The sequence below is a fragment of the Streptomyces caelestis genome (assembly GCF_014205255.1).
Lineage (GTDB): Bacteria > Actinomycetota > Actinomycetes > Streptomycetales > Streptomycetaceae > Streptomyces > Streptomyces caelestis.
On sequence record NZ_JACHNE010000001.1, the window covers coordinates 4683735 to 4697668 of the forward strand.

A 13934-nucleotide genomic window follows, 5' to 3' on the forward strand; every position below is an offset into this window, starting at 1 on the left:
CGAAAGTCCCAGCGAGCGATATCAGACCGTTATGCGGAGTCTGAGATCCGTTCATCGGACACCTATCGAGAAAGCGGCCATGCTCACGGCTGCCGCCACGACGTAAGACTTCCGTCATCCGTGCCGGGGTACACGCCGCCCGATGAGCCCGTTGAATAGAGGCGGCAGGGAGCACTCAGGAATCGAGGCGGGCATGGGGCGTGGACGGAAGACGCTGGGGAGGCCGTTGGCCATCGGGGTGCTGGTGGTGTCGGTCACCGGCGTCGGCTTGGGGGCGTACTGGTTCCAGCCGTGGAAGCTGTGGCAGGACGAAACCGTGCGGGAGGCCCTGCCCGGCGTGGTGGCCCCGACGGCGCCTGCGGCCGGAGTGCCCTCCGCGTCGCCCTCCCCGGCTCCGCAGCCCCGGACGCTGGCCGGCGGCGCATTGATCAGCCACGAGCACGCCACCTCGGGCAGCGTGAAGCTCGTACGGCTTCCCGACGGCTCCCACGTCGTACGGCTGGAGGACCTCGACACCAGCAACGGCCCGGATCTGCGCGTGTGGCTGACCGACGCGCCGGTGAAGGAGGGGCGGGCCGGCTGGCACGTCTTCGACGACGGCGCGTACGTCAGCCTCGGCAAGCTCAAGGGCAACAAAGGCAGTCAGAACTACGCCGTGCCCGCCGACGTCGATCCGTCCCGGTACACAAGCGTGAGCATCTGGTGCGACCGCTTCGACGTGTCCTTCGGCGCCGCCGAGCTGGCGCGCGCCTGACCTCGTCCGCGGGGGCCCGTCAGAGGTCCTGTGCGGGCCAGTCCAGCAGCCGCGCGCCGATCACCGCGGTCTGCAGCATGTAACGGTGGGCCGGATCGGCCGGGTTGGCGCCGGTCAGCTTGTGGATGCGTTCCAGCCGGTAGGTCAGGGCCCGCACGCTGAGGGTGAGACGTCGGGCCGCCTCGGCGGCCACGCAGCCGGAGTCGAAGTAGGCGGTGAGGGTGTCCAGGAGGGGCTGAGCGCCGCCGCGGGCCGTGGTGAGCGGGCCGAGGGTGGCGAGGACGAGCTCGGCCATGGCCTGCCGGTCGCGGGTGAGGACGGGGTAGACGAGCAGGTCGGCGGCGCGCAGGACCGGGTCCTCCAGTTCCAGGCGCTCGGCGAGTTCCAGGGCGTTGAGCGCCTCCTCGTAGGAGTGGACGACCCCGCCGGGGCCGGGCTGGGGGCGGCCGATGGCGACCCGGCCGCCGTCGGTGGCGGCATGGGCCTGCTTCGCGAAGTGGGCGAGGACCTCGTCCTGGGGGCCGGGGGCGATGCACAGCAGCCGGCCGTCCTTGGTGGTGAGCAGGATGCTGCGGTCGCCGAAGCGGGAGATGAGGGCGCGTTCCACCTGGCGGGGGACGGGATCGCCCTCCTCGTAGGCGGTCGGGCCCTCGGCGACGGCGACGGCATGGGCGTGCGAGAGACGCAGACCGAAGCGTTCCGCGCGTTCGGCGAGGCGCCCGAGGTCGCTGCGGCCGTACAGGAGGTCGTCGATGAACTCGCGGCGTGCGGCCTCCTCCTGCCGTACGGCCTGGCGCTGAGCCCGCTCGAAGCCCTCGGCGAAGGCGTCTGTGACCTGCTGCACGGCGGCCAGGACGCTGTCGGCCGACGCGGGGCCGGCCGGCCAGGCCGCGCGTGCGGCGGTCAGATGGGCGCTGACCAGGGCCCGCAATCCGTGTCCGGCGTCGGCCGCCTGTTCCCCGAGCGCCCGACGGGAGGTGAGTTCCTCCCGGGTGAGACGCCGGCCGGTGGCGGCGACCTCGGCCAGGATCCGGGCATAGCCCGCCAGATATTCCTCTGGAATCTCCGACTCCGCCATGGTGCCCCCGAGTTCTTGACGCGCCGCTGACGGTTTGTCAGCGGCCGACCGGCATGCAGACCCTAGACAACACTGCCGGGAACCGGCAATGCGCGGGCCTGTGCACACGATGCAGGATGGTTCGCGGGGAGCACTACGGGGGATTTCGGTGCCGGACACCGGCAGGTGTCCGGCACCGGAACCCGGAGCGAGCGGTGCGCCGCCGAGCACGGTGGACGGGCAGTGCGGACGGGACGGGGGTCTGGGCATGCGGACGTTGCTTTCGGTGGCCACCGGCCCGCCCACGATCCTCCTGACCACCGCCCTCGTCGTGGTGCTGTGCTTCTGGCTCCTCGTCGCCGCGGGCTTCACCTCGGTCGGGAGTTTCGACGCGGACGCGAACCTCCGTGCCTGGGGCATGGACGGCGTACCTGTTGCGGTAGCCGTCTCCACGCTGACGGCCGTGGCCTGGTTCCTGAGTGTCGGAGGCGTCCTCCTGCTGGCCGCGTGCGCGCCGCCGTGTCCCGCCACCGGGCTGCTGCGCATGGTCCTGCCCGTCGCGGTCCTGCCCGTCGCATGGCGACTGACCTGCCTGTTGGTACGTCCCCTGCACCGGCTCTTCCCCGACGAACCCGCCCCGCCCGAACGTGGTGAGGCCCGGGACCACGTGGACCAGGCCGCCTGAGCGGTGCCCCGCGGACTCGCCGCCGGCCCACGCGTCCAACCCGTCATGAACGACGTCGAACTGGCCGCGCTGGCGGCTCGGCACGCCGCACGGCCGATGCCGGACGGTGGCGGAGACTGAGATGGGAGGAATCCATCCGCCGCGGGCTTCCGGGCGCGCGCCGGACGCGGCGGTCGCCCGACGGCGGGCACGCCTGGCAGCGAGCGCTCTGGGCGCGGCGATGGCCCTGCGTCTCGTACTCGGTGCCATCACTCAGGGAAGCCCACTGGTCACGGCACCAGAACTGGTGGTCGGCCCGACCGCCCTGGTGCTTCTGCCCAGAACGGGTTGTCCGCTCCTATGGGCACGCTGTCGGCACGGCGCCGGCTCAGGGGTGCGGGAGCCGCGCTCGGTGGCTGACGGACGTCCGAGCCTTGGCAGCGGAAGCTGGTCGGAAGGGCACCGCTGCGGGAGCATACGGCGGAGTTTCAGCATCTCCTTGGGCCGACCGGAGCCGTGGGCGCCGCCTCCGGCCCCCGGTTGACACAACGTCCGAACATCGTGCCCGCAACGGACAGATCACGCGTGGGCTCCGTGCGGGGCGTCGGAGACTCTCGATGGACCGCAACAGTCGCACCATCCACGCCGCCGGTGCACGCCCGCTCGCGCATCATGCCCGGGCAAGGTCAAGCCGGTGATTGCCGAGGTCGCCCATCAGGTCGCCTTCGGTGATCGGCACGCCTCCGCCACCACCAGGGCGGCGGAGGCCGGACAGCACCCCCTCCCGCTTCGAGCCGACCATCCGGCACTTCGCGGCCGAGACCGGGGCGGGCAGCCGTCAGGCCCTGGTCCGAGATGCGCGACGAGCCTGGTGGAACTCGGCCCGGTGACGCTTGGTATGTCCGCTCCCGATTGTGCGTCGTTCCCAAAACCAGTAGAGGAAAAGCATGTCGCTCCTGAAGACCATCGACACCCATCCCTCCTTCGCACCCCGCGAGTCCGGCCCGCTGCCGGAACGCCTGATTTCCGGCGACCCGACTTACAGGACCTGGGCCCAGGACGTCGCCCGCGGGGAAACGATCAATACGGGTGTCTGGGAAGCCACGCCCGGCGAGACGCGCTCGGTCAAGGGCGAGACCTTCGAGTTCTGCCACATCCTTTCCGGCGTCATCGAAATCACGCCGGAAGGTGGCGGACCGGTGGTCTACAAGGCAGGCGACAGCTTTGTCATGAAGCCGGGCTTCGTCGGTGTCTGGAAGACCATCGAAACCGTGCGCAAGATCTACCTGACCGTGTCGTGACGCCGATGCCGCAGGACCCCATCGTTGAGACCTCTCGCTAGGGCAACCTGCCCAGAAGGCCTGGTCGCCCGTTGGTCGGCGCCGCGCCCTCGCGCACCCTCGGCGCCCTGCCGGCACCCCCACGCCTGCTGCGGCAGTACGGCACCTGGGCACCGTCCTCCAGGCAGCACCGAGCGCCCGCGACCCCCGGCTCAACGAGCGCGAAGTACCGAACGCCCCGTCATCGAGGCTGACGCTGTGGGCGATCCGCCACCAGGCGGCGCTCGACGAGGACGGTCTCTTGGGCCGGTGTACGCGCATTTGGGCTGGTGCCCGAGGGCCGGGCGAGGGCACTGGAGACGGTGCGGGGTCTGCTCCGGGAGGCGGCCACTCGGCAGGGACGACGCCTCGACGGTCAGCCCGGCCCGCTTCACCACGTCACGCGCTCACTCTCGCAAATCGTTACCGCAGCGTAACTTACTCCGGCGCTATCGACTTTAACTAACGGTGCTAGTTTTTCGCGCACCCTGCAACGAAGCAGCGCGAGGAGTGCACCGTGAGCCGCTACAGAAGCCGTCCGCGTTCCACGTTCAACCGCCTGACCGCCACCGTGATCGCCACTGTGGCCTGCGTCTGTGTCACCGCGACCCCGGCCGACGCCGCCACGGGGACCGACACCGAACCCGTCGTGTCCCGGGGAGTCGCCATCCCGGCCTTCTACACCCCGCCCGCCCAACTGCCCGCCGCCAACGGCACCCTGATCCGGCAGGAGCCCCTCCCCCTGGGGCTCTCGCTGCCCGGCCTCGACGGCCGCCCCCTGCCGGGCACGGCCACCCGCCTGATGTACAAGTCCACCGACTCCAGCGGCCGCCCCGTCGCGGTGACCGGCGCCTACATCGAGCCGTCGGCGCAGTGGGAGGGCGACGGGCCCCGCCCCCTGGTGGCGGTGGCCTCGGGCACCATGGGCCAGGGCGACCAGTGCGCGCCCTCGTTCGCCCTGCAACACCCGCTCACCGTCAGCGGGGAGACCCTGTCCGTCGCGTACGAGAACCTGGCGATCTACCGTCTCCTCGCCACCGGAGCGGCCGTCGTCGTCACCGACTACGTCGGCCTGGGCGCCACCGACCGTCTGCACACCTACGTCAACCGCCTGGACGAGGGGCACGCGGTGCTGGACGCCGTCCGCGCTGCACGCGCTCTCCCCGGCACGTCCCTCGCCTCCGGCTCCCGCGTCGGCCTGTACGGCTACAGCGAGGGCGGCGGCGCCAGCGCGTCGGCGGCCGAACTCCAGCCCACCTACGCTCCCGACGTCAAGCTGGCCGGCACCTACTCGGGCGCGCCGCCCGCCAACCTGACCGCCGTCATGAAGGGCATCGACGGGAGCGCCCTGGTCGGCGCCCTGGGCTGGGCGATCAACGGCTTCGCCCAGACCGACCCCGACCTGCGCGGCGTCATCGAGACCAACCTCAACGACGCCGGGCGCGAGGCCCTCGCCGACACCTCGACCATGTGCGTCGGCGACTCGATCCTCCGCTACGGCTTCACCCGGAGCACGGCGTGGACGACCAGCGGCAAGCCCATCGCCGACATCATCGCCGCCGAACCCCGCGCCCAGGCCGTCCTCGACGACCAGCGCATCGGGACGCTCAAGCCGACCGGTCCGGTCCGTGTGGCCACCGGCGTCCAGGACGACATCGTTCCGCACGGCCAGGCCCGCCAGCTGGCCGTGGACTGGTGCCGCAAGGGCGGCAACGTCACCTACGAGGCCGTCGACCTGCCCAACCTCGGTGACAGGATCCTCACCAACCACCTCGCCCCCCTCTTCACCGACCAGGGAGAGGCGATCTCCTGGCTCACCGACCGTCTGGAGGGTGAGCCGGCCGTGTCCAACTGCTGGACGATGCCGGCCTGGAGGTGATCCGCCTGCTGGTGGAGGTCAGCCGCCGTCAGGGCGCCGCCCTGGTCGTCACCCACGACGCGAACGTGGCCCGCTGGTGCGACCGCACGGTGCAGGTCCGCGACGGCCGGCTGGCCGGAGCCCAGGCCGAGACGGACGCCGGGGCCGAGACGGAGACCGGCGCCGAGGCGAAGGCGGGGTACCGGCGATGAGGGCACTGGACCGCACCACCTGGGCGCTGACCTGGCGGCTCACCCGGGCCGGCGGCCGCACCGGCCTGCTCGCCACCGGGCTCGCGGTCGCGGCGGCGGCCGTGTCCACCACACTGCTGCTGCTGTGCGCCGCGATGAACCTGGGCTTCCAGCACCGCTCGGACCGCACCGACTGGCGAAACCCGGTGGAGTCCTCCCGTCCGGTGGCCGTCGAGGCGGTCGGCACGACGTTCACCCGGGGAGTGCCTGTCACCGTCGTGGACGTCGCCCGGCTGCCCGGACGCACCGCTCCCGCCCCGCCCGGCCTCGACCGCTTCCCCGCCCCGGGCGAACTGTGGGTCTCCCCGGCGCTCGGGGCGCTGCTCGACCGGCTGCCCGCCGACCGCCACCCCATCCCCGGCACGCCCACCGGAACGCTGGGCCGCGCGGCACTGGCCCACCCCGGCGAACTCGTCGCGGTGGTCGGACACCGCCCCACTGACCCGGCGGTCACCGCCGAGCGCGCGCCCGATCCGCGCCGGGTCGGCGACATCGCCACCCCCACCCGCGTCGCGTCCTTCACCGGCGCGCCGCTGACAGACGGCATGGGCAAGGCGTACGAGTCCGTGGCCCGGGTCGCCACCGTCCTCGTCATCGTTCCGCTGCTGGTGCTGGCGGCCTCCGCCGCGCGGCTGTCGGTCTCCCGACGCGACCAGCGGCTCGCCGCGCTACGCCTGATGGGCGCCACGCCGGGCCGTATCGCCGGGCTGACGGCCGCCGAAGCGCTGCTGACCGGAACGGCCGGGGCGCTGCTCGGCGCCGTGGGATACGCCGTGCTGCTGCCGGTGGCGGCGAGCCTGCCGCTCGCGGGTGGCGCCTGGTACACGGCCGACCTGTGGATCGGCGCGGCGCCGCTGCTGGCGGTGACGGCCGGAGTGATCGCGCTGGTCGTCATCAGCGCGCTCGCCGGGCTCCGTCAGGTGGTCGTCGGCCCGCTGGGCGTGGCACGCCGGTCGCGCAGCCGGGGAGCGAGCGCCGTGCGGGTGGTGGTCTTCGTGGCCGTCGTCGCCGGATACGGCTTGATCACCAAGAAGTACGGCAGCGAGGACTCCCTCGCGGTGTACGCGTTCGCCGCGGTCTTCCTGGCGTTCGCCGTGATCGGGCCCTGGGTGGTCCGGCTGCTCGGCAGGATCGTCACCGTCCTGGCCGTCCGCGTCGTCGATCCATGCTGCCAGCGCCTCCAAGAAACTCGCGAGGTCCGCGTTCTCCCATGAGTGGCCCTCCTCGGTGTGGCTCCGGTGGAGGGCACGGACGAAGGCAGCCAGGTCTTCTCTTCTGTCGACGTGCTCAGGAGAAGTGGTGATGAGCGGCACCCTACTTGGCATGTCCGCGGTAGGGCCGAGCCTGGGCGTTGATGTCAGCGTTGGATGTCAGCGGAACATTCCGGCACGGGGCAGACCTCCAGAGGCTCGTCCGGCCGGTCGACCCAGCACCACCAGACATGCCGACTGGTGCACCTCCATAGCGTCCGGCAGGTCCGTCGGCCATCTTCCTCCCGCTGAGTAGGACGAAGCCGCCGGACCTCATCGGCTGGCTGCACTCGGGACAGGCCGGGGTGGTTTCGTAGGTGGGAACGGACAACATTCGTCGGCGGTTTCCGGAAGCACTTAGCGATCACTCGGGTCGGAAATGTCGACGAGAAGTGACAACACCGGAGGCCGCAACTGATCCATGCCGTGCGCCTGGGTGAGTTTGATCCAGACGATCGTGGTCCGATGCGGGTATCCGCTGGACGCGTTAGTCGGGGAGGTGTCTGGGGGCGGTGATGCGGGATCGCGATCGACGGCCTCAACTCGCTCCCCCGCCCGGCTTAGCGTGTTCAGCGCACGCGCACTCGGTCGTGGCACGGATAGCGGTGAACGCAGTCTCTGGCTGGTTTTTGAGGCTCGGACGGGTCAGCCTGAGGCTGCGCTCTGCGCCCGGGCGGCCCTGGCGCTGGCGAGCCGGTAGGAGTCAGTGCCGGTTTCGATGATGTTCCCGCCGAAGGTGAGGCGGTCGACGATGGCCGCGCAAAGCCGTGGATCGGTGAATGTTTTTGTCCACCCTCCAAACGACTCGTTGGAGGCGATGGCGACGCTGTTCTTCTCCTCACGCTCCGTCAGCACCTGGAACAGCAGCTCAGCGCCGTGACGGTCCAGCTCCATGTAGCCAAGTTCGTCTATGCAGAGGAGATCGACGCGTCCGTAGCGGGCGATGGTCTTGGTCAGGATCTTCTCGTCCGCGGCTTCGACCAGCTCGTTGACCAGTTTGGTGGCGAGTGTGTAGCGGACCCGGAAGCCGGCCATGGCGGCTTCGGTGCCGAGCGCGATCAACAGGTGGGACTTGCCCGTGCCGGAGTCGCCGATCAGGCAGAGCGGCAGGCCCTTCTTGACCCACTCGCAGGTCGCCAGGGTGTGAATGACGGCTGCGTCGACGTTCCCGTTGGCCTCGAAGTCGAAGGCCCGCAGCGACTTCTCCCGCGGGAACTGCGCCGCCTTGATGCGCCGTTCGGAGCGGCGGCGGGCCCGGGCGTCGCACTCGGCCATCAGCAGTTCGGCGAGGAAGCCGCGATAGGACATCTGGTCGCGGGCGGCGGCGAACGCACCGGGCTTGCGGACCAGCGCCTCCAGGTAGTGGTCCAGATCAAGCCGGGTCTTCCCCTTGGCGATCAGCCGTTCATGGCGGGCGACCTCCTGCTGGCCGTCGTAGACCACCAGCTCGGACGCGTGCAGCATGGCCCGGACGGTCCGGCCGATCAGCCGCACCGGCACCGAATAGCGGTTGGTACGGACACTGATCTGGCTGAAGCGGTCCACCGCAGGCTGAACAGCCTCCCCGTCTCGAAGGGTTCGTCCGGTAACGGCTGCAGCAACGGCCGTTCGACGGCGAAGTACTCGCTCACCGGCCGTGGCCGGGACCCGATCCGGCGCCGTTCGTCCTCCTCGTCCCACTGCTCGATCATCGCGTTGAGCTCGGCGAGGGAGGCGACTTCGGGGACGGGGACCATGTGATTGCGGCGGAACCAGCCGATCTGCCCCTCCACGCCACCCTTCTCGTGGGCGCCCTCGATGCCGGGCAGGCAATACGCAGCATCGATGCCGAAGTGCGACCGGAACGCGGTCCACCGCTCGTTCTCCACGCGGGACCGCGAGCTCAGCACCCGGGAGACCGCGGAGCGGAGGTTGTCGTAACGGACCTTGCCCGTCGGGACGCCGCCCAGCACGCTGAGAGCGTGGACGTGGCCTTCGAGGAATGCCTCCTGGCCGCAGGAGGCGAAGACGCGGTGCACGGCCTTGCCCGAATACGACAGGCGCATCGCGAACACGAAGCAGGTGACCTGCTCACCGGCCAGACGTACCTTCACGTCGCCGAAGTCCACCTCCGCCTCGGCCCCCGGCCTGTGGGACTGCGGAATGAACGCGTGTACCACCCCGCGGCCGGCCTCAACGGCGATCTGGGGGCGCCGGTCGGCGACATAGGCCCGCACCATCGGATAGGTCACCGCCTCCGCCCCGTGCTCGTCCAGGAGCCGGTCGAAGATCCGCTTGACCGTGTGACGCTGCTTGCGCGGCGCATCCAGATCCGCCCGGAGCATCTGGTCGATCAACGGCTTGTAGGCATCCAGGCGGGTCCCGCGCGGCCGCGGCTTCTTCCGCGGCTCCGGCCAGACCGACTCCAACGCGGCCTTCACCGTGCGGAATCCGACTCCGTACTCACGCATCAAGGCCCGGTACGACATCCCTGCCCGGGCATCACGGCGGATCGCCGCGTACAAGTCGACCTTGGATTTCGGTGGCGCCATCGCTGCCTCATCCCGCAGAGCACGTCCATGCTCCCACCGCAAGCCCCCGAGTGTTGTCAGAACCCAGAGACATCGCCCTCCGGCGAAACCGGGCGCTCCCCGCTCTGAGTAACAAGTGGTGTCCGTTCCCACGTACAAAACCACCGGGGCGTCGGTCAGTGCGGCGCACCCTGACGGAGCGCCCTCTTCGTCACGAACTATCGGCTGGTTGGTCATTGCAGTCCAGGACACGACTGGGCGATATCAGCCCGCTGACGTGCCGCCGCCACAGCGGCGCAGGCCCCCAGGCAGCGGATCGGGCTTCCGGGCGGCAGAACGATGAATCGATCGACAACATATGTCGGTCGCTGATATATATAGGCGACATGAATGAACGACCGCTTCAGGAGCCGACGCTGCTCCTGCTCACTGCCCTGGCCGACGAGCCCAGGCACGGCTACGGACTGATTCAGGAGATCGACGCGATCTCCCAGGGCCGTGTGCGGATGCGCACCGGTACTCTCTACGGCGCGCTGGACCGGCTGGCCCAGCAGGGCCTGATCCGGGTCGAGCGCGAGGAGGTCGTGGACGGTCGGGCGCGCAAGGTCTACGCCCTCGCCGAGGCCGGCCGAGACGTGCTGGCCGCCGAGACGGAGCGGCTGCGTGCTGTCGTCGCCGAGGCGGAGCGTCGACTGGCCGCCCGTCGCGCCCACGTCATCCGCCCGAAGGGGGCCCTGGCATGACGCAGCAGCACAGCTCACTCGCGTTCCGCTGGGCGCTGCGCCTCCATCCGGCTGCCTACCGCGCTGAGCACGAAGCCGAGTTGACCGCGATCTATGCCGAGGCGACGCAGGGTGCCGGCCCGCTCGGTCGGCTGCGCGAGGCGCTCGATGTCGCCGGCCATGGCCTGCGGCGGCGCACCGGCCTGGGCTCCGACCGGATGGCGGGTCAGGTCCTTGCGCAGGCGGCCCCGCTGGCTGTCGCCGTGGCGACGGGTAGCTTCGTGGCGGGCCTGTTGTGGCTCTTCGCCCCCGGCGTCCGGACCTTGCCGGCGTCCTCGCTCCCGAATGTGCTGAGCCTGGCCAACACGGGCCTCACGCCGCTGCTCTGGCTGGCGGCGCTCGCGGCTGTCTGGACCGGGCGCTGGACCGTGGCCCGTGCACTGGTCGTGCCGGCGATGGTGCTGTGCCTGGCCGACGTCCTGCTGGCGGCGTTCACCTCCTCCGGCTTCCACGGCACCCCCTCGATCGCAGTGATCCGACTGGCCGTGCCGCTGCTCACCGGCGCCGTCGTCCTCGCCGCACCCAGGGATCTGCTCGGCCCCTCCCTGTCACAACGCCGCACGATCATGGGAACCACCGCCCTGGCGGCCGTCCTGGTGTCGGGCGTGCAGCTCGTCGACATGTACTACCTCTTTACCCTGGGCGTTCTCAGCGACATCGGCCCGCTGTGGGCCGGGGTCCTGTGGGCCGGGGTCCTCGCGATCGCCCTGCTCTTCGGCACGCGTAACCGGTTGACCGTCGCGGGAGTGGCGGTGGCCGTGCTGCCCACCACGCTGCAGGTGACGGTCCAGCTCACCCCCGCGGGCGTGGTTGTCCTGCTCCTGGTCCTGCTCAGCAGCACGGTGCCCTTCCTCCGCGCGCGCCGGCGCCACTTCCAGTCAACCCCGCCAAGCCGGATGTGATCTTGAAAACCGATCCGTAGCTCTACAGAGATCGGTCATTGAAGGTCATCCAGGAGAGATGCGCTGTGGGTCGCCCTGCGCGCCGGTACCGCGAGCGCGGATGGACGCAGGGTCGCTGGCGAATCCCGCACCAGGGGATGGCCGCGATCAGTTGGCACCACGCCGGAAGGTCGCGCGGTAGTCCCTTGGGCGTTGTCCGGTGTGCTTGGCGAAGAGAGCGGCGAAGGTCCCGGGGTCCTTGTATCCGACCGTGGTGGAGATGCTGGCGACGGTTCGATCCGTGGTCTCAAGCAGGTGGCGGGCACGGCGGACGCGCGATGACTGTAGGTACTCAAGAGGACTCCGGCCGGTCTCGTCAGCGAAGCGCCGCAACAGCGTCCGAGTGCTGACCCTGAACGCGTCCGCCAACGCCGCGAGGTCGTATCGGGCGGCGAGGTCCTGGTCGAGTCGTCGCATGACCCTGCGGGAGAACTCGTTTCCGGGATGCGGAAGAAGTCGCGCGTCGACGTATGGAGTCTGGGAGGATCGCGCGTCGTCGACGAGCGCCACCCGCGCGGTTGCCCGTGCCACGTCAGCACCGCTGTGTTGGCGGATCAGTTCCAGCGCGAAGTCGTACATGGCACTGAAGGCCGCGGTCGTCGTCACCCCCTTGTCGGTGACGACCAGACGTTCGGGGCGGACGTCGGCTTCCGGACAGCGTTGAGCCAGTTCGTCGGCGAGAAGCCACGCCGTCGTAGCCCGGCGCCGGTTGAGAAGCCCTGCCTCGGCGAGCAGGAAGGCGCCGACACAGATCGAGACGACGGCGTTACCCGCAGCGGTGTGTGAGCGGATCGCCGCGATCTCAGGGGCGAGGGCCGTGAGTTTCGCGTCCACGTCGAGACCCGGCACCAGCTCGAATCCCGGCACGACAAGAACGTCGACCTCGCGGAGCGGAGCGACGGCCAACGCCACACCGCCCGAAGCGGTGATGCGACGACGAGGTGAAACGACCGACACCTCGTAGCCCGAGCGGTCCGGACCGGCAACGTGCGTGGCCATCGTCAACAGGTCGGGCACGCCGAACACCTCGGACGCGAAGCAGCCCGGGTAGGCCAGAACGCCAACCCGCAGTGCGCTCATGGTCGCCTCCTGACCACCACGCCCTGTGGCGAGATCGCCCCTCCATATGGCGATCCAGCCTATCGCCTTGTGCGGGTTCATCAGTCCACGCTGTCGCCATGACCGCTTCCAACGGACGTCTTGGCGACGCGATCACGGACTTCTCCCACCGGCTGGTGGACGTGGCCGGGGTGGTGAAGACGGTGCATGTCGCCGGTTCTGGGCCGGCCGTCGTATTGATGCCGGAGATGCCTGGTATCAGCCCCGACGTCCTTCGGCTGGCGCGGTGGGTGCGGGATGCGGGTTTCACCGTGTACCTTCCCTCGCTCTTCGGGACCGACGGTGCCCATCCCACGGTCGAGGGTGGGCAGGAGGTGATTCGCCGGGCGTGTGTCAGTGCCGAGTTCCGTGCCTTTGCCGGGGGCGGCACCAGCCCTGTCGTGGCGTGGCTGCGTGGGCTGGCGCGCCAAGCCCACGCCGAGTGTGGCGGTCCCGGAGTCGGTGCGATCGGACTGTGCTTCACGGGCAACTTCGCACTCACCATGGCGATTGAGCCTGCCGTCATCGCGCCGGTGGTCAACCATCCATCACTGCCGTTGGACGATCCCGCCGGACTGGAGATGAGCGAAGAGGACGCGCACGCGGTCCAGGAGCGCGTTGCACGCGGCGGACTGAAGGTCCTCGCCTACCGCTTCGACAACGACCGTTGGTGCACCGGGCAGCGTTTCGCCGCGTACCGAGCCCTACTCGGCGACGCCTTCGACGGCCGCGTCCTTCCAGGCGGTTCTGCGAACACGAACCCGCCCCCGTTCTTCCGTGATGTGGTGGGGTCCCCCCACAGTGTGGTTACCGCCCACCTCGTGGACGAGGACGGACACCCCACACTGAAGGCCAGAGACGAGATCCTCGCCTTTCTGACCGAACGGCTGAGCCGGACCGGGCACTCGGAGGTCAATCGTCAAGGGCTGTAGGCCACGCGAGGCCATTGGCGTCTCAAGCGGCACGCCACGGCTCATGTATTGGACCTCGCATGCGAGGCACGGTAGCTCCAGAGACTGACTGGTATGGGCTGGGACCGTTCTTGCTCGTTCGGTGGTCAGGACGGGGATGCGCTGATCAGTTGGCGTGCTGCGGCACACCGGCCACACTCTCTCGACCCGGTCCGGTGCCACTGTGAAGGACACGATGGTGCGCGCCGGGCAGTCGTCCGAGAAGGCCGCGCTGATCTATCGGCACTCCGACGAGGAGCGCCAGGAGGAGGTTGCCGCCGGCCTCGACGTCACGGTCCGGAAGGCCCGCGAGGAGGCTGTCCGGAAGGCTGCCGAGAAGCCTTCTGGCACGGATCTGGCACGCGGCGAGTGATCACACCGGACAGCAAAAGGGCCCAGGTCGCTGACCTGGGCCTTCTTCAGGGCATCCTCTGGGCACGGGCACCACCAGCGGCCGAGTCAGACGTGCGCGCTGCGCTTCGCACGGACCAGCGGGCACC

The 13934-nt window shown here is 70.0% G+C and carries 13 protein-coding genes and 2 pseudogenes; 10 read left to right on the forward strand and 5 right to left on the reverse strand.

Going from position 1 to position 13934, the window contains the following annotated elements; translation table 11 throughout:
• Nucleotides 1-193: 193 nt before the first annotated feature.
• Nucleotides 194-754, forward strand: a complete 561-nt coding sequence (locus HDA41_RS21380) for a DM13 domain-containing protein (RefSeq protein WP_184986203.1) — start codon at nt 194-196, stop codon at nt 752-754.
• Nucleotides 755-773: 19 nt separating this feature from the next.
• On the opposite strand, the gene HDA41_RS21385 is transcribed toward HDA41_RS21380, so the two are convergent.
• On the reverse strand, nt 774-1832 hold the full coding sequence (locus tag HDA41_RS21385) for a PucR family transcriptional regulator (protein WP_184986205.1): 1059 nt from the start codon (nt 1830-1832) through the stop codon (nt 774-776).
• 247 nt (nt 1833-2079) lie between these two features.
• On the opposite strand from HDA41_RS21385, the gene HDA41_RS21390 reads away from it, so the two are divergent.
• The 5 genes from HDA41_RS21390 (at nt 2080) to HDA41_RS42995 (ending at nt 7117) form a co-directional block, all read left to right on the forward strand.
• Nucleotides 2080-2496, forward strand: a complete 417-nt coding sequence (locus HDA41_RS21390) for a hypothetical protein (protein WP_184986207.1) — start codon at nt 2080-2082, stop codon at nt 2494-2496.
• 926 nt (nt 2497-3422) lie between these two features.
• Nucleotides 3423-3776, forward strand: coding sequence for a cupin domain-containing protein (locus tag HDA41_RS21395; RefSeq protein WP_184986209.1), 354 nt, complete (start codon nt 3423-3425; stop codon nt 3774-3776).
• Between the two features lie 601 nt (nt 3777-4377).
• Entirely contained in the window at nt 4378-5673 is a 1296-nt protein-coding gene (locus HDA41_RS21400) for a lipase family protein (protein ID WP_184993615.1), read from the forward strand.
• Nucleotides 5670-5864 carry a hypothetical protein gene (locus HDA41_RS21405; protein ID WP_376706806.1) on the forward strand — a complete coding sequence of 65 codons (195 nt, stop codon included), beginning with the start codon at nt 5670-5672 and terminating at the stop codon, nt 5862-5864. Before HDA41_RS21400 ends, HDA41_RS21405 begins: the two co-directional genes overlap by 4 nt.
• Nucleotides 5865-6448: 584 nt before the next feature.
• Nucleotides 6449-7117 (forward strand): FtsX-like permease family protein, encoded by a 669-nt coding sequence (locus tag HDA41_RS42995; RefSeq protein WP_446563325.1) that lies wholly within the window; start codon nt 6449-6451, stop codon nt 7115-7117.
• Here HDA41_RS42995 and HDA41_RS43000 read toward each other — a convergent pair.
• The 3 genes and pseudogenes from HDA41_RS43000 to istA all read right to left on the reverse strand — a co-directional run.
• A pseudogene (locus tag HDA41_RS43000) lies at nt 7100-7228 on the reverse strand (hypothetical protein); the annotation flags it as partial. The gene HDA41_RS42995 and the pseudogene HDA41_RS43000 sit on opposite strands and share 18 nt — an antisense overlap.
• Nucleotides 7229-7798: 570 nt before the next feature.
• Complete coding sequence (gene istB / locus HDA41_RS21415; RefSeq protein WP_311772153.1) at nt 7799-8698, reverse strand: IS21-like element helper ATPase IstB; 900 nt, start codon at nt 8696-8698, stop codon at nt 7799-7801.
• Nucleotides 8638-9603 (reverse strand): IS21 family transposase, encoded by a 966-nt coding sequence (gene istA, locus HDA41_RS21420; RefSeq protein WP_230299467.1) that lies wholly within the window; start codon nt 9601-9603, stop codon nt 8638-8640. The genes istB and istA overlap by 61 nt, the downstream gene beginning before the upstream one ends.
• Nucleotides 9604-10049: 446 nt before the next feature.
• Between istA and HDA41_RS21425 the strand changes: the two genes are divergently transcribed.
• Together HDA41_RS21425 and HDA41_RS21430 are read left to right on the forward strand one after the other, a co-directional pair.
• Nucleotides 10050-10406 (forward strand): PadR family transcriptional regulator, encoded by a 357-nt coding sequence (locus tag HDA41_RS21425; protein ID WP_184986212.1) that lies wholly within the window; start codon nt 10050-10052, stop codon nt 10404-10406.
• Nucleotides 10403-11347 (forward strand): hypothetical protein, encoded by a 945-nt coding sequence (locus HDA41_RS21430; protein WP_184986214.1) that lies wholly within the window; start codon nt 10403-10405, stop codon nt 11345-11347. The genes HDA41_RS21425 and HDA41_RS21430 overlap by 4 nt, the downstream gene beginning before the upstream one ends.
• Nucleotides 11348-11494: 147 nt before the next feature.
• Here HDA41_RS21430 and HDA41_RS21435 read toward each other — a convergent pair whose 3' ends face one another.
• Entirely contained in the window at nt 11495-12466 is a 972-nt protein-coding gene (locus tag HDA41_RS21435) for a GlxA family transcriptional regulator (RefSeq protein ID WP_184986216.1), read from the reverse strand.
• A gap of 98 nt (nt 12467-12564) precedes the next feature.
• On the opposite strand from HDA41_RS21435, the gene HDA41_RS21440 reads away from it, so the two are divergent.
• Nucleotides 12565-13416 (forward strand): dienelactone hydrolase family protein, encoded by an 852-nt coding sequence (locus tag HDA41_RS21440; protein WP_184986218.1) that lies wholly within the window; start codon nt 12565-12567, stop codon nt 13414-13416.
• A gap of 157 nt (nt 13417-13573) precedes the next feature.
• Nucleotides 13574-13807, forward strand: a pseudogene (locus HDA41_RS21445) (tyrosine-type recombinase/integrase); the annotation flags it as partial.
• Nucleotides 13808-13934 lie beyond the last annotated feature (127 nt).